Annotated in this window: 22 protein-coding genes and 1 other RNA gene; 12 read left to right on the forward strand and 11 right to left on the reverse strand. The window is 35.2% G+C overall.

Translation table 11 applies throughout. From position 1 onward, the window contains the following. The first annotated feature begins 236 nt into the window (after positions 1 to 236). The 9 genes from ACRDEC_RS07310 (at position 237) to ACRDEC_RS07350 (ending at position 5,934) form a co-directional block, all read left to right on the forward strand. Entirely contained in the window at positions 237 to 782 is a 546-nt protein-coding gene (locus tag ACRDEC_RS07310) for a carboxymuconolactone decarboxylase family protein (RefSeq protein WP_431497684.1), read from the forward strand. 66 nt (positions 783 to 848) lie between these two features. Next, the gene (locus tag ACRDEC_RS07315; RefSeq protein WP_431497685.1) at positions 849 to 1,262 is read left to right on the forward strand and encodes a DUF1348 family protein; all 414 of its coding nucleotides are present in this window, start codon (positions 849 to 851) and stop codon (positions 1,260 to 1,262) included. Further along, positions 1,262 to 2,140, forward strand: coding sequence for a helix-turn-helix domain-containing protein (locus ACRDEC_RS07320; RefSeq protein WP_431497686.1), 879 nt, complete (start codon positions 1,262 to 1,264; stop codon positions 2,138 to 2,140). The genes ACRDEC_RS07315 and ACRDEC_RS07320 overlap by 1 nt, the downstream gene beginning before the upstream one ends. Before the next feature lie 15 nt (positions 2,141 to 2,155). Then, positions 2,156 to 2,926 carry a helix-turn-helix domain-containing protein gene (locus ACRDEC_RS07325; RefSeq protein WP_431497687.1) on the forward strand — a complete coding sequence of 257 codons (771 nt, stop codon included), beginning with the start codon at positions 2,156 to 2,158 and terminating at the stop codon, positions 2,924 to 2,926. Positions 2,927 to 3,012: 86 nt separating this feature from the next. Beyond that, positions 3,013 to 3,306, forward strand: a complete 294-nt coding sequence (locus ACRDEC_RS07330; protein ID WP_431497688.1) for a c-type cytochrome — start codon at positions 3,013 to 3,015, stop codon at positions 3,304 to 3,306. Positions 3,307 to 3,310: 4 nt separating this feature from the next. Next, positions 3,311 to 3,817: a DUF1772 domain-containing protein gene (locus ACRDEC_RS07335; RefSeq protein WP_431497689.1), complete on the forward strand. Its 507-nt coding sequence runs from the start codon at positions 3,311 to 3,313 to the stop codon at positions 3,815 to 3,817. 208 nt (positions 3,818 to 4,025) lie between these two features. Beyond that, positions 4,026 to 4,817: a helix-turn-helix domain-containing protein gene (locus tag ACRDEC_RS07340; RefSeq protein ID WP_431497690.1), complete on the forward strand. Its 792-nt coding sequence runs from the start codon at positions 4,026 to 4,028 to the stop codon at positions 4,815 to 4,817. A 75-nt stretch (positions 4,818 to 4,892) separates the two neighbouring features. Continuing rightward, positions 4,893 to 5,585, forward strand: coding sequence for a DJ-1/PfpI family protein (locus ACRDEC_RS07345; protein ID WP_431497691.1), 693 nt, complete (start codon positions 4,893 to 4,895; stop codon positions 5,583 to 5,585). 7 nt (positions 5,586 to 5,592) lie between these two features. Next, a complete protein-coding gene (locus tag ACRDEC_RS07350) occupies positions 5,593 to 5,934 on the forward strand; it encodes a cupin domain-containing protein (RefSeq protein ID WP_431497692.1) in 342 nt (113 codons plus the stop codon). An 82-nt stretch (positions 5,935 to 6,016) separates the two neighbouring features. On the opposite strand, the gene ACRDEC_RS07355 is transcribed toward ACRDEC_RS07350, so the two are convergent. Beyond that, positions 6,017 to 7,633 carry an ABC-F family ATP-binding cassette domain-containing protein gene (locus ACRDEC_RS07355; protein ID WP_431497693.1) on the reverse strand — a complete coding sequence of 539 codons (1,617 nt, stop codon included), beginning with the start codon at positions 7,631 to 7,633 and terminating at the stop codon, positions 6,017 to 6,019. A 155-nt stretch (positions 7,634 to 7,788) separates the two neighbouring features. On the opposite strand from ACRDEC_RS07355, the gene ACRDEC_RS07360 reads away from it, so the two are divergent. Continuing rightward, positions 7,789 to 9,180: a TlpA family protein disulfide reductase gene (locus tag ACRDEC_RS07360; RefSeq protein WP_431497694.1), complete on the forward strand. Its 1,392-nt coding sequence runs from the start codon at positions 7,789 to 7,791 to the stop codon at positions 9,178 to 9,180. A gap of 75 nt (positions 9,181 to 9,255) precedes the next feature. Here the strand turns inward: ACRDEC_RS07360 and fsa are convergent, their stop codons facing one another. From fsa to ffs, 4 genes are all read right to left on the reverse strand, one after another. Next, on the reverse strand, positions 9,256 to 9,912 hold the full coding sequence (gene fsa, locus ACRDEC_RS07365; RefSeq protein WP_431497695.1) for a fructose-6-phosphate aldolase: 657 nt from the start codon (positions 9,910 to 9,912) through the stop codon (positions 9,256 to 9,258). Positions 9,913 to 10,079: 167 nt separating this feature from the next. Continuing rightward, positions 10,080 to 10,883 carry an SDR family oxidoreductase gene (locus ACRDEC_RS07370; RefSeq protein WP_431497696.1) on the reverse strand — a complete coding sequence of 268 codons (804 nt, stop codon included), beginning with the start codon at positions 10,881 to 10,883 and terminating at the stop codon, positions 10,080 to 10,082. Between the two features lie 10 nt (positions 10,884 to 10,893). After that, positions 10,894 to 11,886 (reverse strand): enolase C-terminal domain-like protein, encoded by a 993-nt coding sequence (locus ACRDEC_RS07375; protein ID WP_431497697.1) that lies wholly within the window; start codon positions 11,884 to 11,886, stop codon positions 10,894 to 10,896. 54 nt (positions 11,887 to 11,940) lie between these two features. Continuing rightward, an RNA gene (ffs, locus tag ACRDEC_RS07380) (signal recognition particle sRNA small type) lies at positions 11,941 to 12,038 on the reverse strand. 87 nt (positions 12,039 to 12,125) lie between these two features. Here ffs and ACRDEC_RS07385 point away from each other — a divergent pair. After that, positions 12,126 to 13,172, forward strand: a complete 1,047-nt coding sequence (locus ACRDEC_RS07385; RefSeq protein ID WP_431497698.1) for a glutaminyl-peptide cyclotransferase — start codon at positions 12,126 to 12,128, stop codon at positions 13,170 to 13,172. Between the two features lie 92 nt (positions 13,173 to 13,264). Next, a complete protein-coding gene (locus tag ACRDEC_RS07390) occupies positions 13,265 to 13,954 on the forward strand; it encodes a carboxypeptidase-like regulatory domain-containing protein (RefSeq protein WP_431497699.1) in 690 nt (229 codons plus the stop codon). A 36-nt stretch (positions 13,955 to 13,990) separates the two neighbouring features. Here the strand turns inward: ACRDEC_RS07390 and ACRDEC_RS07395 are convergent, their stop codons facing one another. From ACRDEC_RS07395 to pfkA, 6 genes are all read right to left on the reverse strand, one after another. After that, entirely contained in the window at positions 13,991 to 14,599 is a 609-nt protein-coding gene (locus ACRDEC_RS07395) for a hypothetical protein (protein WP_431497700.1), read from the reverse strand. 166 nt (positions 14,600 to 14,765) lie between these two features. Beyond that, on the reverse strand, positions 14,766 to 14,933 hold the full coding sequence (locus ACRDEC_RS07400; RefSeq protein WP_431497701.1) for a hypothetical protein: 168 nt from the start codon (positions 14,931 to 14,933) through the stop codon (positions 14,766 to 14,768). A 38-nt stretch (positions 14,934 to 14,971) separates the two neighbouring features. Beyond that, entirely contained in the window at positions 14,972 to 15,340 is a 369-nt protein-coding gene (locus ACRDEC_RS07405) for a methylglyoxal synthase (protein WP_431497702.1), read from the reverse strand. Between the two features lies 1 nt (position 15,341). After that, a complete protein-coding gene (locus ACRDEC_RS07410) occupies positions 15,342 to 16,193 on the reverse strand; it encodes an N-acetylglucosamine kinase (RefSeq protein ID WP_431497703.1) in 852 nt (283 codons plus the stop codon). 189 nt (positions 16,194 to 16,382) lie between these two features. Next, positions 16,383 to 17,384, reverse strand: a complete 1,002-nt coding sequence (gene gap / locus ACRDEC_RS07415) for a type I glyceraldehyde-3-phosphate dehydrogenase (protein ID WP_431497704.1) — start codon at positions 17,382 to 17,384, stop codon at positions 16,383 to 16,385. Positions 17,385 to 17,480: 96 nt separating this feature from the next. Continuing rightward, complete coding sequence (gene pfkA, locus ACRDEC_RS07420) at positions 17,481 to 18,467, reverse strand: 6-phosphofructokinase (protein WP_431497705.1); 987 nt, start codon at positions 18,465 to 18,467, stop codon at positions 17,481 to 17,483. Between the last annotated feature and the right edge of the window lie 8 nt (positions 18,468 to 18,475).

Consider the following 18,475-nt stretch of genomic DNA (forward strand, 5'->3'; position numbering starts at 1 on the left):
GGCAAAATTATTCCGCTTCTTTTTGATAGCCTTTAAAACAATGTTATCCTTCTTTTATCCTTACAAGTCCTTAGTGTTAGGCGTGTTAAATTATTGCAAATCATGACCTTCAATTCCAGATAAAACCATGCTTGGGAAAATTGTCCATCTCATTGCGGAAATAGTCCATTTTGCCACAATCCATCTCATCGCATCTTTGCCTTGTCAATAAGACATAACAATTTAAAAGATACACAATGACACGATTTAACACTGTAAGTCCTGAAGAGGCAACCGGAAGAACAAAAGAATTATTTGCTGCTATTGAAAGTAAATTAGGAGTAGTTCCTAATATGATGAGAACCATGGCCAACTCCACGGCCTTATTAGAAGGTTACCTTAACTTAAGCGGTGCTTTGGCAACAGGATCTATAAACGCTAAAACCGGAGAACTTATCGCTATTACTGTAGCAGAAAATAACCACTGTGATTATTGCTTATCTGCCCATCATTTTATTGGAGCCAATTTGTTAAAAATTGATGATACCGCTTTAAGCGCAGCGAGAAAAGCACGTTCAACTGATCCTAAAACAGAAACTATTTTGCAATTTGCCAAAACGCTAATCACTAAAAATGGCATGGTAAGCGATGCCGATGTAGATATTGTAAAACAAGCAGGTGTAACCGAAGCTCAAATTGGAGAAATTGTAGGACATGTTGCGCTAAACATCCTGACAAACTATTTTAACAATACTGCTAAAACAGAAATTGATTTCCCGGTTTATCAAGTAGCTGCAGTATAATTAAGTACTAAATAAAGGCAATTGTTTTACCGGCGGTTGCCTTTATTCAATCAAATACCTAAAAACATGAAAACAAAAAGATTTCCCATTCCTCCTTTTACAATGGAAACTGCGCTTCAAAAAGTTAAGATTGCTGAAGAAGCCTGGAACACAAAAAATCCCGAAGCAGTAGCTTTAGCCTATACTGTCGATACACAATGGAGAAACCGAACACAATTTATTAATGGAAGAGAAGAAGTAGTAACATTTCTGACGGAAAAATGGAAAAAAGAATTAAATTACAAGTTAAAAAAAGAGCTTTGGGGTTTTCGTGAAAACAGAATGGCAGTTCAATTCGAATATGAATGGCAGAATCATACGGGACAATGGTTCCGAAGCTATGGCAACGAACTTTGGGAATTTGATGAAGATGGCTACATGAGAAAGCGAATGGCCAGTATCAACGATTTACCGATAGAGGAAAAAGACAGAAGATTATAATGAAAAACGATACGGTATTTACACTTATAAATCCGCTCAACGGGAATCTGGCATTCAAGATATTTTCTTTTGAAGACGACTGTGCTTTTGATCATATTCAGCGTAATAACTATTATTCTTTAATTTGGATTTTGGAAGGCAATGGAACAGTTCGCTCCGACTTCTCTGAATATTCTTTTGAAATAAATTCGTTATTTGCTTTTTCTCCCTATCAGCCTTTTATGTTTTCGGCCAATGAAAAACTGAAAGGAATTACGTTGCATTTTCACCCTGACTTTTACTGTATTCATATGCATCAGAAAGAAGTAGCTTGTAATGGCGTTCTTTTTAATAATATTTACGAGCCACCTTTTACCATTATAGATGAAGCTACGGCACCAACTCTGCAAATGTTGTTACAGCAAATGAAAACAGAAATGCAGCAACCTGCTCTGGCCCAACATGAGCTTTTGGTTTCTTATCTTAAAATTTTTCTGATTACAGCTTCTCGGTTAAAAGCAGAGCAAAACCCTATCGCCTCGCTTTCAGTATCTAAAAATAAAGAGCCATTCATTTTACAAGACTTGAAAGATTCCATAGAAAAAGATTTTAAAATAAAACATACTCCTAATGACTACGCTAAAGCATTGAATATCTCTCAGAAAGCATTGGCGAAAATCACTAAAAGCTATTTCAATAAAACATTGACACAGCTCATTTCCGAAAGAATTATTATAGAAGCAAAAAGAGAGTTATATTTGACTGATAAGCCTATTAAAGAAATCGCTTTTGATTTAGGATACGAGGATGAATACTATTTTAGCCGGTTCTTTAAAACAAATGCCGATGTATCTCCTCAAATGTATCGAGAAACGGTAGGTTATGCAAAAGGTATGTAATCAGTTGGAAATAATATGAAAGTTAATAATCCAGATAACCCTCTCTCCTTACTTATCAGAGATGTTATAATTTACGAAGAGTTTAATAACCCTGAAAAAACATTGCTTCCTTTTTTTGCCGATGGTTACCCCGGGTTACTCTTTCAGGAAACAGAAAATGGCCTCCTGGTGAGTCCTCATGATAAAGAAATGCCTGTTTTTTTTCTGTATGGACAAACAATTAAGCCCATCGAACTCATCATGGAAGGAAATTATAAGCTTATCATTATCCAGTTGTATCCTTTTGTACTCAAGCAGTTTTTTAATATAGACCCGAAAAGCATTAATGATAATTGTTATGATCTCAATGCTTTGGAAAATCCTCTGATTGAAGCAACAGTTAAACTATTGCAAACCACCGACAGTACAACTGACAGAATAGAAATACTAAACGATTTTTTATACACACTCTTCCGTTCTAAAAAGGAAAATCTGGATTTTAAGATTAGAGAAGCAATCCAACTTATTCTAAACAATAAAGGACAAATAAGCATTAATTCAGTCTATGCTGAACTAAATCTTCATGAAAGAACTTTTGAAAGAAGGTTCGTTAATGAAGTAGGAATTACACCTAAACAATTTTCAAAAATGATCCAATTTCAGCTCTCTCTGGAACAACTTACTGAAAAAGATTATGACAAACTAACGGATGTCGTTTATGAAAACGGATTTGCAGATCAGTCTCATTTCATTAAAGTCTTCAAAGCTTTTACCGGAAAAACTCCTAAATCTTTCCTTAAAGAATAATTTTTTTTTGCATGTGTCGGTTTTATACTATTTTTAAGAGCCGTCAAGATCCAACTTTGCAGTATAAACCATTAAAAATTTATACTATGAAAACATTATTGCTTTTGATGCTAATGGTAACCAGAGGAAGTTACTCGAATATTACAGAAGGACCTGGTGACGGTAAAGCCATATTTGAAAATGAATGTTCAAAATGCCACGGGAAAGACGGAGCAAGAGGCAGATTCGGGGCTAAAAACCTTCAGAAAAGCCGATTGACCGATGCAGAATACCTAAAAATTATTTCTAACGGAAAATCTATTATGCCAGCCTGGAAAAGAAGATTGTCAGGAGAACAAATAAATCAGGTTATTAACTATGTAAAAGAACTAAAAAAATAAAACGATGAAAACAACAGACTTTATTCTACTGATTACAACTACATTCTCAGCATTAATTGCCGGACTTTTTTACGCTTATTCCTGCTCTGTTAACTTAGGTTTGGGCAAACTCTCTGATATTGAATATATCAAAGCCATGCAATCAATTAATAGAGAAATTCAAAACCCAATATTTTTCACTTGCTTTTTTGGGGCACTGATTTTAATTCCATTGAGTGCTTATTTAAATTTCAATCAGCAGGCAACGCTAAAAACCTGGTTGCTTCTGGCAGCAGTATTTACTTATGCAGTAGGAGTTTTCGGTGTCACTGTTTTTGGAAATGTACCTTTAAATGATGCCTTGGAAAACTTTAACGTAATTGGAGCTGCAAATGAAGCCATTCAGAACCAGAGATCACTTTTTGAAGCCAAATGGAATTCATTGAACACGATTAGAACCATTTTTTCACTGATAACTGTTATTTTATTGATTATTGCCTGTTTAAACAACGATGTTTGCCGTAAATCCTAATGAAAATATTTATAAGTCTGTCGTTTCAAACTGAAATAGTACCTCTATTGTTGTATCGAATGCTGTCTTATTTAATTTGTGAATTTTGATTTAGGAAAGGTTGTATGAAGAATAACAAAGCAAGGCAGCTTAAAAAAACTAACTTGCGATATTTGGAGAGATGCATTAAATTTGAATAGTACAATTTGTTCCAAAACATTCCATCCAAATGATTGAAATAAGACCTTTGACAGCCAATTATCTGCAACATCCCAGACGTGTCATGAAATACGTTTTGATTTGGTGTGCTGAAGGCTCATTAACCTTAGCAGTTGATGAAAATACTTTTGAACTTCAGGAAAATCAAGTCATTACCATTACTTCCGGACAGTATCATTATATCAAAGATTCGGCTGGAGCCAAAGGACATATACTCGAATTTACATATGATTTCTTCTGTAACAATGATAATGATATAGAATTAATTTTTCATAACGGATTGTTTTGTCATTTTGCAATGAATGAGGTCATATCAATAGATTATGCTTCATTGATAAGGGCCGAATTAGGCTTAATTGAAAAAGAAATAACTGAAAAACCATACCAATATTTACTTACAATTCACAGTAGAATTGAACTGATTTTGGTTGAAATTAACCGTGCAAAAATTAGCCATGGCGATGAAATTTGGAAACCGGATGCTTTGTTTCTTAAATTTCTAGAAACAATAAGAGGAAATTTTAGCAAAAACCTTTCTGTAGGACAGATAGCCTCCTTGTTGCACACTACCGAAAGTAAATTGAACGAACTTTCCAAACTGCACACAGGAAAAACCGCTCAAAACGTGATCTATGGCCTAATCATTTCTGAAGCCAAACGTCTTTTTACTTATGAGAAAATGGCAGTAAAAGAAGTCGCTTATAATCTCGGTTTTAACGACCCGTTTTATTTTTCTAATTTTTTCAAGAAATTCATTAAAATATCTCCTAAATCATACAAAGAATCCATGTTATCTAAATAGTACATTCTTTTCCGGAAATTGTCTATTCTTTACCGGTTTTGTTCCCTTTAGTTTTGCATTATAAAAATATATAATATGAAATTAAAAGTAACATTTGTCTGTCTTCTGCTTACCATAACGGCAATTGCGCAGCACAATTCAAAACCAAAAGAAATGAATAAAAAAACAATCAACCCCAATCTGCCAACTATTGGCATCCTTATTTTTGAAGGCTTTTTAACGAATGAAGTTACTGCTCCACTCGATGTATTTACAAAAAAAGATACTAAAGGAGAAAAACTCTTTAATGTGATTCTCATTGCTAAAGAGGATAAAATGTATCTGAGCGAAGAAGGTTTGAATGTTCACCCGGATTACACCATTTACAATACGCCAAAATTGAATGTATTGGTAGTGCCAAGCTCAATGAATCCTGAAAAACAAACAAAAGATCCCGAACTAATTAACTTCATCAGGCAAGAAAATAAAACTACTGATTATATGGCTAGCCACTGTGCCGGAGCTTTTATGCTAGGCGAATCCGGAGTGGCTGACGGTAAGCAAATTGTTACCTATTGCTCAGGCTCTAAAAATCTTCAAAAAGAATATCCTAAACTGGTTGTTCAGGATGATACAAAGGTAAAAGTAGTCAAAGACGGAAAAATAATATCTTCTAACGGAAATCTGGTAAGTTATATCGCTTCATTGGATTTACTCGAAGAAATGATTTCAATTGAGCACAGAAAACATGTAGAAGAGGAATTGTTAATTGATAAACTTTGTAAATAACTAAATTATGAAAATACAAATTACAAAAAGTAGTCAGACAGAATGGAAACCATTAATTGAGGAAGGTGTAAAAACAAAAGGACTGTATGTAAAAACGTTGCGTTTCGATGAAGCAGCAAACCGCCCTCCTACTTTTTTATTGAAATTTGAGCCCGGAGCAGCCTACTCGAGACACTTTCATCCTGCCGGAGAAGAAGTTTTTGTTTTAGAAGGCAAAATCCAATTTGATGATGATCACTTACAGCCAGGAGATTATTTGTATACGCCGCCAGGTTCAGTTCATGCAGTCTATTCAAAAGAAGGATGTGTTGTGTTGTTTGTAGTTCCTGAAGAAGTTCAAATCTTATAATCATATTTTAGAAACGAACGCTAGGATACAACCAATAAAAAATCCCGTCTCGTTCTAAAAACGAGACGGGATTTTTATAGTATTAGGCATACATTTTCTTTCTTAACTCCTGAATTTTATCATCTTCAAGATATTCATCAAAAGTCATATAACGGTCAATAACTCCATTTGGTGTAATTTCCAATACTCTGTTGGCAACCGTTTGCGCAAACTCATGATCATGAGTTGTAAACAATACAGATCCTTTGAAGTTTTTCAATGAATTATTGAACGCTGTAATTGATTCCAGATCCAAGTGGTTGGTTGGTTCATCCAGCATCAATACATTAGCACGCATCATCATCATTCGGGATAACATACAACGTACTTTCTCTCCTCCAGATAAAACGCGTCCGGTTTTTAATGCTTCTTCTCCTGAGAAAATCATTTTTCCAAGGAAACCACGAACATATACTTCATCACGTTCTTCTTCTGTTTTAGCCCATTGACGTAACCAGTCAACTAGCGTTAAGTCATTTTCGAAAAAGCTGTGATTATCTCCCGGTAAATAAGATTGATTAGTGGTAATTCCCCAATCAAAAGTCCCGGAATCAGCAGTCAAATTTCCGTTTAGGATTTCATAAAAGGCACTTGTAGCACGTGAATCTTTAGAAAAAACAACTACTTTATCCCCTTTGGCCATGTTTAGATCCACATTTTTGAATAAAACATCACCTTCCACAGAAGAACTTAAATTCTGAACATTTAAAATCTGATCTCCGGCTTCGCGTTCAGTATCAAAAATGATGGCAGGATATCTTCTGCTTGACGGTTTAATATCGGCCAAATTCAATTTATCGATCATTTTTTTACGGGAAGTAGCCTGTTTAGATTTAGCCACATTCGCACTGAAACGACGGATAAACTCCTCCAATTCAGCTTTCTTCTCTTCTGCTTTCTTATTTTGTTGCGCTCTTTGCTTAGCGGCTAACTGACTTGATTCATACCAGAAAGTATAATTTCCCGAGTAATGGTTTATTTTTCCAAAGTCAATATCTGATACATGTGTACAAACAGCATCAAGGAAGTGACGGTCGTGCGATACAACCAATACTGTATTCTCATAATTGGCAAGGAAATTTTCTAACCAGCCGATGGTTTCAAAATCCAGATCATTGGTAGGCTCATCCATGATTAATACGTCAGGATTTCCAAATAAAGCCTGTGCTAAAAGGACACGAACTTTAAGTTTTCCTTCCATTTCACTCATCAGCGTATAATGATAATCTGCCGAAATACCTAAGTTAGAAAGCATTGTTGCAGCATCTGAATCGGCATTCCAACCATTCATTTCTTCAAACTGAACCTGAAGTTCTCCAATTCTGTCCACCTTATCATCTGTATAATCTGCGTACAAATCATCCATCTCTTTCTTTACGGCAAACAACGTTTTATTTCCCATTAATACAGTCTCCAAAACTGTGTATTTGTCAAACATATTGTGGTTTTGGTTTAGAACCGACATACGTTTTCCTGGCTCAAGGATAACACGTCCTGATGTAGGATCGATATCACCTGAAAGTATTTTTAAAAAAGTAGATTTTCCAGCACCGTTTGCTCCGATAATTCCGTAGCAGTTCCCTTGAGTAAAGGTCACATTCACTTCGTCGAACAAAATTCGCTTACCAAATTGTACTGATAAATTTGAAACTGTTAACATTGATTTATTTTTTTATAAAAAGTGTGGCAAAAGTAGAAAAAATAGTGGAGTTTTGAAGCTAATACTTTATAATATCTGTAAGTTTAATTTAACTGTACATTAACAGCGTTATATGAGATATAAAAATATATTTGCTCTATCATAAATAAGTTTCAATGATTGCCTATTTAAAAAAACTACTTCTACTATCGCCATTAACTTCAGTTGCATTGCTTTGTTCCTGTAATCAGGGATTAAAAGAGGACGGTTATACGGCATATTTTGGAGGTGAAATTATCAATCCAAATTCTAAGTTTGTTTTTCTCTGCAAAGACAATGAAGTAATTGATACTATTAAATTGGATGAAAAAAACAGATTTCTGAAAAAATACGATTCCCTTGCACCGGGCATGTATACTTTTAAACATGATCCTGAATACCAATACATATACTTCGATAAGAATGACAGTTTGATGATTCGTCTTAACACTAGTGAATTTGATAACTCACTTACATTCTGTGGTCGTGGCGATGAAAAAAACAACTTTTTAATGGAACTTTTTCTTAAAAACGAAGAAGACAAAAGCAATTCATTTGATTTATTTGATAAGGATTTCAAAACTTTTTCAACTACAATAGACAAGGATTACGCTGCTAAAAAATCATTTTATTTAAGACGTCAGACAGAAATTGGCTGGAATCAGGATTTCGATTTGTTTGCAAAGAATATGCTTGATATGAACTACCTGACTAAAAAGGAAATGTATCCTTATGTTCATAAGCATCGTACCAATAAAAGTGTCTGCAAAGACTTGCCTAAAGATTATTACAGTTTCAGAAAAAATATAGATTATAATAACGAAAAACTGACCACTTTCTCTCCATTTGTGAGATATCTGACTACAATGCTGAGCAATGTAACCTGTAAAAGTGACAGCAAAAAAATGCTTGAAAACAGCGTTAAAAAACTCGAAATTGCTGATTCAATATTTACAAACGTTAAAATCAAAAATGCCATATTAAACAATATTACATTTATGTATCTGCTCGAAGATCAGAATGTAACGAACAATAAAACGTTCCTTGATAAATATTTCCAGCTTTCAACCGATAAGGAAAAACAAAAAGAAATCAAGAAGATCGGAGAATCCATTCAACACCTGGCAAAAGGCAAAAAAATACCGGAAGTTGATTTAGTCGATTTACAAGACAAACCGGTGAATAACAGTACCGTTTTTACTAAAAATACCGTTGTTTTCTTTTGGACTACTGAAGCAAAGTCACATATGGAGCATGTTCATAAACTGGTTGCCGATTTATTTAAAAAACATCCTAACTGGAATTTTGTTTCTGTCAACATTGATGATACTCCAGAAAAATGGAAAACATCGCTTTCTAAATACAACTTCAAAAATACGATTGAATTACATGCCACAAATTTTGAAGATTTAAAAGAAAAATGGGTTATCACCAAAATTCACAGGGTAATGCTTATCAACGCTGACGGAACAATAAAAAATGGATTTGTGAGCTTGTTTGATGCTCAGTTTGAAGAATATCTTAAATAAACCAAACATATTTTTAAGAAAAGAAAAAAGCGATTTCAATTGAAATCGCTTTTTTTGTATGTGTAAAAGAATAAATTATTTATTCCCTTTTTCGTAATCCGCAATAAACTGCGCAATACCAATATCAGTTAAAGGATGTTTCAACAATCCTAAGATAGATGACAAAGGTCCTGTCATTACATCAGCCCCGATTTTTGCACAATTAACAACGTGCATAGTGTGACGTACAGATGCAGCAAGAATCTGAGTTTCAAAACCATAGTTGTCATATATTTGACGGATTTCATCAATTAAATTCAAACCATCTGTAGAAACATCATCCAATCTTCCCAAGAAAGGAGAACAATACGTTGCTCCGGCTTTAGCAGCTAATAAAGCTTGTCCAGGAGAAAAGATAAGCGTCACATTGGTTTTAATACCTCTGTCAGAAAAATATTTACAAGCTTTGATTCCTTCTTTGGTCATCGGCAATTTCACAACAATTTGCTCGTGCAGATCAGCCAGCTCCTCACCTTCTCTAATCATGCCTTCTAAATCCATGGCGTTTACTTCGGCACTTACATCTCCATCAACAATATTACAAATGTCAACATAATGTTTTAAAATGTTGTTTTTCCCCGTAATTCCTTCTTTTGCCATTAACGATGGATTCGTTGTAACTCCATCAAGAACTCCAAGTTCTTGTGCTTCTTTAATTTGCTCTAAATTAGCAGTGTCGATAAAAAATTTCATGTTTGTTTATTTAATTAAGTTGTGTATTCCTTTGGGCGTAACCCTCCAAAAAAAGTCGGGTCGGGCTTTCCGTTTCCATCTTTTCTTTAGCACTTCTCCCAAAACTTAGAGTATTTAGCATTATAAAGAAAAGGATGTCCACTGCAATCCCTTACGCGAGTGCAAAATTACAATTTATAATGATTCATTAACATTTTCTCGTAAACTTTATCAGGAAGAGCTCGCTTTAAAACAATCGAAAGCTTTTGCATAAAAGCTCCTACTTTATAATGTATTTTAGGATTTGGATGCTGAATAATAGTATAAATCGCTTCTGCCATTTCGTTAGGATTGCTGCCGCTGTCTACATGCGTATTCATTTCGTTGAGCGTATTTCCGTATGGCGTTTCATAAGCCGATCCTTGTATTACCGGCGCATGGTAACGTCCCGCAGCGATGTTGGTAGCAAAATCACCGGGTGCTACATTTGTAATATGAATCCCAAAGGATTTGGTTTCCATACGTAATGCTTCCGTAATCAATTCTAAAGCACCTTTTGATGCCGAATAAATACCACGATACGGCAATCCCATATATCCGGCAATCGAGGTAATATTAATAATCAGCCCTGATTTTTGCGAGCGCATTTGAGGAAGTACCGCTTTTATAACTTCAATTGGGCCAAATAAATTGATTTCAAAATTATTCTTGATTTCTTGGGTCGGAATTTCTTCGATTGGCCCTGTGATTCCAACTCCTGCGTTATTAATAACAATATCGATTCTTCCTGATTTTTCGATAATTTCAGCCACCGCCTTTTGAATCGAATGCACCTCTCTTACATCCAGCCCAACTAACGGAAATACTGAATTTTGAATTTTTTCCGGATTTCTGCTGGTGCCATAAACAGTAAATCCTTTTTGATGTAAAAACTCCCCGACAGACTTCCCTATTCCTGACGAACCGCCTGTTATTAAAACTACTTTGCTCATTTTTATATTTTTATAGTATCGAAATTCCCAAACCGGGTTTTTCAGACAATTGAATTTTTCCGTTTGTAACCTTACTGCCATTTGCGATATCATTGGCAATTAAATTGGCTCCGTCCAAATCCGTATAGTCAACCAGTGCCGCTAAAGCTGCTCCTGCCGATATACCTATGGTAGATTCTGTCATACAGCCTATCATCGTTTGAAGTCCCAATGTTTTGGCAGCTGCAATTAAATCTAATGCTGGAGTCAATCCGCCACATTTGACTAATTTTACATTGACACTTTTATAATGAGGTTGTAAGGTACGTAAATTTACTATGGATTGACAATCTTCATCGGCCATCCAATTTGCATATAAATTAGTATGCAAAACCGAATAATTTCCCGGTTGCATCGGTTGTTCCAAATAATCAAAATTTCCAGAACCTTCAAAGTTTTCCAGCCAAATACAATCTTCCGGTGTAAAACTTCCGTTGGAGTCTAAAGCAATGCTTCTGTCCAATTTTAATAGTTTTTGGATTGATTCCTTGTTAAACTGACTGCATTTCACTTTGAATTTAGTCCAGGATGAAGCTTCAATTTTTTTAATTTGTTCTTCAACGGAAGCGACGCTAATCGTAATGGATGATTCGGGAATCTTATTTACATTGATTTCATTTAGCTCTAAAAAGCTTTTGTTTTCCAACTTTCCAAACAAATCCCAATAGGCACAATCTAAAGCAGAACGCAGGAAACTAGGTAAATTAAGGCTTTCTAAAAAAATATAAAATTCTTGAGGGTGAATAATTTGGTGTTTTTCAATTAAAGTTTTTATTGAATTTAATTTTTCAATAAAATCGGCCAAATTTATCTGGTAGTAATCTATTACAGTACATTCTCCATATCCTGAAATTCCGTTTTGTGATAAAGTTATCACAAGCGCTTCCCTATGAGAATAATTCCCGTATGAAATAGAAAAAGTTTCTTTGAGTTCAAATCGCGCAATTTTCCAGGATAAATTCATAAAAAAATGGGAATGGCTGTAAACAAAAAAATCTGAACTACGTCAGATTTAAAAAAATGGCAAGCGACCTACATCGCACCGCTCAACCACATACCTTTGCTGCGTTCCCACCCTGGAGGAGTCTGCAGGAGCTGGTCGTGTAGGACTTGCCGGTGCAAATATACAATCTTTTTATATTTTTGCAAGCGCATTGTTTTATTAAAATCGTGTTGTATATTGTAATCACAAATTTTTTAAAAATGAAAAACCATAACCTCTTCTCTATCATATCTTTAGTTTCACTTGTTGTAAGTTGTGGAGATGATAAAAAAAATGCAGAAAATTTATTTTCGATAGATGATTCTCAATTTAAGGTCATGTATCACAATGATGATGCTCTAAATTTGGCTTTAAAAAACACTTCAGATAAAACTATTGACTCTGTTGCTTATTTCAATAATGATAAAAAAATTGGTGCTGTAAAAGGAAATTCTAAATTTGATTTTGCATTAAAAACTGAAAAACTTGGGTATCAAAATTTAAAAGCAGTGGTTTATTTTGGAGGTGAGCAATCTGAAACTGAAACCCGCATAGAGTTGGTTTCTAAAATAGAACCAAAACAATTAAATTATAGTATCGTTGCCACTTTTCCACACGATATAGCAGCTTTCACAGAAGGTTTGGAATTTTACAACGGTGATTTATTTGAAAGTACGGGTCAAAAAGGAGCTTCAAACTTTAGAAAAACAGATTACAAGACCGGCAAAGTACTGCAACAGGTAAATCTTGATCCAAAATATTTTGGAGAAGGGATTACTGTTGTTAATGGTAAATTATTTCAATTAACCTGGCAGGAAAAAACAGGATTTATTTATAATGCCAAAACACTTAAACTGGAAAAAACATTCCAATTTGATAAAAATATCGAAGGTTGGGGAATGACAAACGATAAACAATTTATTTACCAGTCTGACGGAACGGAAAAAATTTGGAAAATGAATCCTGAGAATCAGAAAATGGTTGATTTTATCAATATTTATACTAATTCCACTAAAGTTAAAAGTGTTAATGAATTGGAATGGATTGACGGGAAAATATACGCCAACATCTGGCAAAAAGATATTGTTTTAATTATAAATCCTCAAACCGGTGCTGTAGAGGCTTTTCTGGATTTGTCTGATTTGCGTAAAAAAACGACGGCTACACCTGATGATGCGCTAAACGGAATCGCTTACAACTCAAAAACTAAAACTATTTTTGTTACAGGCAAAAACTGGAATAAAACATTTGAGATAAAAGTGAATTAGTTTTTATTTCAAAGTTAATTTCAGGCTGTCCCAACCTTTTTTACAGAAAACGTCTCTATAGAAATATAGAAACATGTAACTGTAACATAAAAATGGCACAAAAAATAAACTTATCAATTCCAAAGCCATGCCATGAAAACTGGCAGGACATGACTGTAACAGAAAAAGGACGTTTCTGTGGCTCCTGTCAAAAGAATGTATTTGACTTCACCAATGCTTCCGACAGGCAGATTATTGAGGCCTATAACCAAAACAACAACCTCTGTGGACGTTTTTTGAATACGCAGCTTGACCGGGATTTGGTGAAACCAAAAGAGAAAAACCCTATTTGGCTTACAACGACTTCAGCTGTTTTGAGTTTTCTGGCTTTGGGTACTAATGAAGCTATTGCACAGGGAAAACCTAGTATGGTGCAGACTGATAAAAAAGATATTTCCCAAAATTCTGTTATTGAAGCTGTAAATGAAGAAAGAGAAATTAAAGGAATTGTTACCGATACTTTAGGACCATTACCAGGCTGTAGTATTGTCATAAAAAACACACCTATTGCAACTTATGCCGATTTTGAAGGGAAGTTCAGTATCAAAGCAAAGAAAGGAGATATTTTGGTTTTTTCTTTTTTGGGAATGAAAGAGGAGAATATTCAAATTAGCAGTTCGTCTTTTTATGCCATTAAAATGAAGGAGGATAATAGAGTCATGCTGGGAGGCCCCATGATTTATGCCAAACGCAAAACTTTTTTAGGAAGGATATTCTATAGGATTGGTAATTTGTTCAGATAATAAAAAGCCCTGTGATGAAACAGGGCTTTTTATTATTTATTTCTTCTTTTTCGGAGGTGCTGCATTTCCTTTTACAGCCTCATATTTAGAAGTTGTTGTATTATAAGTGTATTTCGTAGAAGAAGATTTGTCTTTAAGATTGAAATCTCCATCCGTTAAAAATTCGAAAGCAAAACCTGAATTTCTCATACGTTCCTGAGTTTCAGAAGCATTCTTAAGTTTATCTAAAAACACTGTTTCTTTAATTTTTATGGCAGTTTGTGTATTACCAATCAGTAATGCTTTAGTAGCAGGATTCCAGATCTGAGATTCTGTAATGGTAGTTTCTTCTTTTTTCAGTTTTGTCTCCGAAATGCTTTTTTCAGTCCAGGTAATTAAATACATAGCAACTCCTTTAGCGGTAAATGGTGTTATTTTGCATTCTGTAGGTGTTCCCTTTTCATTAAATTTTTTCAATAATAAAGTATCCTTTTTAGTTCCGTTTTTAGTAAAAAGATAAAGGTTGTTTTTTACCATTTCAGCAGAAATATTTCCGGATTTAGCAATTACAGGTGAAGGAGCAGCAACTTTTGGAGCCGCTTTCTTTTTTTGACAATACATGCTTCCGCAGAAAAGAAGCAAAACTAATAACATGGTTTTTTTCATAATTTAAGGTAATTTGGTTGCGCCAATATACAAAAATATTTAAGCCTTCAAAATAAAAAATCAGGTTCGGGAACAGGTTTAACATTTACATTCTCTTGAAACCGAATACAATAGTAAGATGGCAAATTACAGAAGGAAAAACGCAATTACAGAAAGAAAATTGCTGTTACAGAAAGAAATACTCAGTTACAGAAGCAAAATGAGCCGTCACAGTAACAAAATAAGCAATTACAGAAGGAAAATTGACAATTACAGAGGTGCTATGGACTGTTACAGAAGCAAAATAAGCAATTACAGTGCAAAAATCATGGCTTACAGTAGTAAAGTAAGCCATGGCAGAAGCGCTGTAAACTGTTACAGTAAAATTGTGGGTTATTTTGAAATCGCGTTTAAAAGCAATTGTGCCGTAGCTTCGTTTGTGGCCAAAGGAACGTTGTGCACATCGCAAACGCGAATGAGCATGTTGATGTCTACTTCGTGGGGATGACTCGAATTAGGGTCTTTAAAAAACAGTACCATTTTCGTTTTGCCTTCAGCAACTCTGGCAGCTATCTGCGCATCTCCTCCCATAGGCCCTGAAAGCATCTTAGTTACTTTATAACCTGCTTTCTCAGCTTTACTTCCGGTTGTTCCGGTGGCAATCAACGTTATATTTTCATCATGCAGGATTTCGGCATTCTTATTTAAGAATTGAACCAAATCAGCTTTCATTCTGTCATGAGCAATGATGGCAATTTCCATGTTATCTGTTTAAAATGTGGTATTCGATTAATCCGTCGATAGGACGACGAAGAACATTTCCTAATGTAATTCCGTGTTTATTCAAAACGTTTTGCAACTCCTCTTTAAGATAAAATGCTATCGATCCGATAAAATGAACGGGTACTTCTTTGTAATTATCAAATTGTTTGATATAGAATTCCACAAAAGCTTCCATTTCTTCCTGAATGTATTGCTGGCAAAATTCGGTGTCTTTGTGTTTAATCAAAAATTCTGCAAAAGTGGCCAAATAGGCATTCGGATTAGGTTCTTTATACAGGTTTTGTTTTACAGGATCCGGTTCTACATTATAGGTAGTTTCAAATTCCCGAGCCAGATCAGCAGGCATCTTGTTGAAATAATAACCTCGCAGTAAATGTCGTCCGAAACGGTTACCTGAACAGTCATCCATAGCAATATATCCTAACGACTGTACTTTTTGATGTAATACTCTTCCATCAAAATAGCTACAGTTTGATCCAGTGCCGAGAATGCATACAATTGCTTTTTCGTTTTTTGGTGTTGTAGCATAAACCGCAGCATAAGTATCCTCATGAACCGTTACTGCAGCTTTTGAAAAATAATCCTTAAATACACCACTCAAAAAATTTTTCATTCTGTCTGTTCCGCAACCTGCTCCGTAAAAGAACAAATGGGAAACGTTATTTTTATTGTATAAAATATCAAACTTATCGTCAAGACGCGCAATTAATTCTTCTTTGGTCAGAACTTCAGGGTTTAGCCCTAATGTTTGTGTGGTAAACAATACTTTTCCAGCATCGTCAATAGCAATCCAGTCGGCTTTTGTAGAGCCGCTATCTACGAGTAATTTCATTCTTTTTAGTTTATTTGGTGTGTTGGTTATAGCCCCGATTGAGACGATATCCTTTTTAAATTTTAAGCAAATTCTCTTGTTTTTGCTTCTATATCCTAAATTTAAAAAGATAAAGGCGAAAGCGGGAAATGGCTCCAAATATAAATAAAAAATCCCGCAATAATACGGGATAATTTTTCATTTGGAAGGTTATTTTAATCCGGCAATATGCACAGATAAATCAATTAATTTACTGGAATAACCGTATTCGTTGTCGTACCAGGAAACAATTTTGAAAAAAGTCGAATTGAGCCCGATTCCTGCTTTTGCATCTACAATCGAAGTTAGGGTTTCGCCGATAAAATCCTGTGAAACAACGTCATCTTCGGTAAAACCAAGGATGCCTTTCATGGTTGTTTCTGAGGCATTTTTTAAGACACTCATGATCTCTTCATAACTTGTTTCTTTGGCTAATTTTACCGTTAAATCGACTACGGAAACATCTGCAACCGGCACACGCATTGACATTCCGGTTAATTTTCCGTTAAGTTCCGGAATCACCTTCCCTACTGCCTTTGCTGCGCCTGTTGAAGCCGGAATAACGTTTAATAAAGCGGCACGTCCGCCTCGGAAATCTCTTTTTGATGGTCCGTCAACGGTTAATTGTGTTGCTGTTGTAGCATGAATAGTGGTCATTAAGCCTTCTACAATTCCGAAATTGTCATTGATGACTTTTGCTAAAGGCGCCAGGCAATTTGTAGTACATGAGGCGTTTGAAACAATATTGTCTGCAGCGGTTGCTTTCTCATGATTTACGCCCATTACATACATAGGTGCATCAGAAGATGGTGCCGAAATCACGACTTTTTTTGCACCGCCTTTTATATGAGCCTGAGCGGTTTCTAATGTGGTAAAAATTCCGGTGCACTCGGCTACGATATCTACACCTGCTTCATCCCATTTTAGTGTGGAAGGATCTTTTTCGGCAGTAACTCTGATTTGCTTACCGTTTACGATAAGCTTTCCGTCTTTTACTTCTACACTTCCGTTAAAACGCCCGTGAACCGAATCGTATTTTAATAAATATGCTAAATGCTCAACATCTAATAAATCATTGATGGCTACTACCTCTACATTGTCTCTATTGAAGGTTTCTCTAAATACGATTCTTCCAATTCTCCCGAAACCATTAATTCCTAATTTTACTTTCATTTTTTTTGCTTTAGGCACAAAGCTTTGCACTTTACACCGATTGTAATTATTTTAATTGTTCTATTTTACTTTGAGCTAATGGCTAAAGTACGTTCATTATGTTGACATGATATCTGAGACCCGCAATAATTCCCGGTCTATTTCAGAATGGCCTTTTATGGCTTGTTCTAAAGGTGTCAGGCTAATTTTATCGCTAAGAAGTCCAACCATAAAATTTGATTTTCCTTCCAGCAATGATTCAACTGCTTTTACTCCTAATCTTGATGCTAAAACCCTGTCAAAACAAGAAGGTGATCCGCCTCGTTGCATGTGGCCTAAAACAGAAACACGGACATCGTATTCAGGTAAATTTGCTTCTACATAATCTTTGAGTTCGAATACGTTTTTCCCGATTTTGTCTCCTTCGGCAATGACAACAATGCTGGATGATTTTCCAGAAGCTTTACTCTTTTGAAGTGATTCCAGTAGTCTTTCTAAGCCCAAATCTTCTTCAGGAATAAGAATTTCTTCGGCACCAGCGCCAATACCGGCATTCAAAGCAATATGACCGGCATCACGTCCCATTACTTCCACAAAAAACAGTCTGTTATGCGAACTGGCAGTATCTCTTATTTTATCAATTGCTTCCACAACAGTATTTAAAGCTGTATCGTAACCCAGCGTGTAACTGGTACCAAAAATATCATTATCGATTGTTCCGGGAATTCCCATTACAGGAAAATTGAATTCGTTATTAAAAATCTCGGCACCTGTAAAAGTCCCGTCTCCTCCAATAACAACAAGGGCGTCAATACCATTGTTTACAAGATGATTATATGCTTTTTGACGGCCTTCAGTAGTCATAAATTCTTTTGATCTGGCCGATTTAAGTACTGTTCCTCCTTTATTAACTATATTATTTACGGAACGCGGTCCCATTTCTTTAAAATCCCCTTCTATCATTCCCTGATAACCCCTGTATATTCCTATACATTCGACATTGTGAAAAGCACATGTTCGGACAACAGAACGAATAGCGGCATTCATACCCGGAGAGTCACCACCAGAGGTTAAAACTCCAATTTTTTTTATTGTTTTAGACATTAATCAAA

Source organism: Flavobacterium sp., from assembly GCF_050696275.1.
Lineage (GTDB): Bacteria > Bacteroidota > Bacteroidia > Flavobacteriales > Flavobacteriaceae > Flavobacterium.

Bases quoted from the DNA above. Each gene is read 5' to 3' on its own strand.
- ACRDEC_RS07310 (WP_431497684.1), top strand. From the start codon at position 237: ATGACACGATTTAACACTGTAAGTCCTGAAGAGGCAACCGGAAGAACA.
- ACRDEC_RS07315 (WP_431497685.1), top strand. From the start codon at position 849: ATGAAAACAAAAAGATTTCCCATTCCTCCTTTTACAATGGAAACTGCG.
- ACRDEC_RS07320 (WP_431497686.1), top strand. From the start codon at position 1,262: ATGAAAAACGATACGGTATTTACACTTATAAATCCGCTCAACGGGAAT.
- ACRDEC_RS07325 (WP_431497687.1), top strand. From the start codon at position 2,156: ATGAAAGTTAATAATCCAGATAACCCTCTCTCCTTACTTATCAGAGAT.
- ACRDEC_RS07330 (WP_431497688.1), top strand. From the start codon at position 3,013: ATGAAAACATTATTGCTTTTGATGCTAATGGTAACCAGAGGAAGTTAC.
- ACRDEC_RS07335 (WP_431497689.1), top strand. From the start codon at position 3,311: ATGAAAACAACAGACTTTATTCTACTGATTACAACTACATTCTCAGCA.
- ACRDEC_RS07340 (WP_431497690.1), top strand. From the start codon at position 4,026: ATGATTGAAATAAGACCTTTGACAGCCAATTATCTGCAACATCCCAGA.
- ACRDEC_RS07345 (WP_431497691.1), top strand. From the start codon at position 4,893: ATGAAATTAAAAGTAACATTTGTCTGTCTTCTGCTTACCATAACGGCA.
- ACRDEC_RS07350 (WP_431497692.1), top strand. From the start codon at position 5,593: ATGAAAATACAAATTACAAAAAGTAGTCAGACAGAATGGAAACCATTA.
- ACRDEC_RS07355 (WP_431497693.1), bottom strand. From the start codon at position 7,633: ATGTTAACAGTTTCAAATTTATCAGTACAATTTGGTAAGCGAATTTTG.
- ACRDEC_RS07360 (WP_431497694.1), top strand. From the start codon at position 7,789: ATGATTGCCTATTTAAAAAAACTACTTCTACTATCGCCATTAACTTCA.
- fsa (WP_431497695.1), bottom strand. From the start codon at position 9,912: ATGAAATTTTTTATCGACACTGCTAATTTAGAGCAAATTAAAGAAGCA.
- ACRDEC_RS07370 (WP_431497696.1), bottom strand. From the start codon at position 10,883: ATGAGCAAAGTAGTTTTAATAACAGGCGGTTCGTCAGGAATAGGGAAG.
- ACRDEC_RS07375 (WP_431497697.1), bottom strand. From the start codon at position 11,886: ATGAATTTATCCTGGAAAATTGCGCGATTTGAACTCAAAGAAACTTTT.
- ACRDEC_RS07385 (WP_431497698.1), top strand. From the start codon at position 12,126: ATGAAAAACCATAACCTCTTCTCTATCATATCTTTAGTTTCACTTGTT.
- ACRDEC_RS07390 (WP_431497699.1), top strand. From the start codon at position 13,265: ATGGCACAAAAAATAAACTTATCAATTCCAAAGCCATGCCATGAAAAC.
- ACRDEC_RS07395 (WP_431497700.1), bottom strand. From the start codon at position 14,599: ATGAAAAAAACCATGTTATTAGTTTTGCTTCTTTTCTGCGGAAGCATG.
- ACRDEC_RS07400 (WP_431497701.1), bottom strand. From the start codon at position 14,933: ATGGCTTACTTTACTACTGTAAGCCATGATTTTTGCACTGTAATTGCT.
- ACRDEC_RS07405 (WP_431497702.1), bottom strand. From the start codon at position 15,340: ATGGAAATTGCCATCATTGCTCATGACAGAATGAAAGCTGATTTGGTT.
- ACRDEC_RS07410 (WP_431497703.1), bottom strand. From the start codon at position 16,193: ATGAAATTACTCGTAGATAGCGGCTCTACAAAAGCCGACTGGATTGCT.
- gap (WP_431497704.1), bottom strand. From the start codon at position 17,384: ATGAAAGTAAAATTAGGAATTAATGGTTTCGGGAGAATTGGAAGAATC.
- pfkA (WP_431497705.1), bottom strand. From the start codon at position 18,467: ATGTCTAAAACAATAAAAAAAATTGGAGTTTTAACCTCTGGTGGTGAC.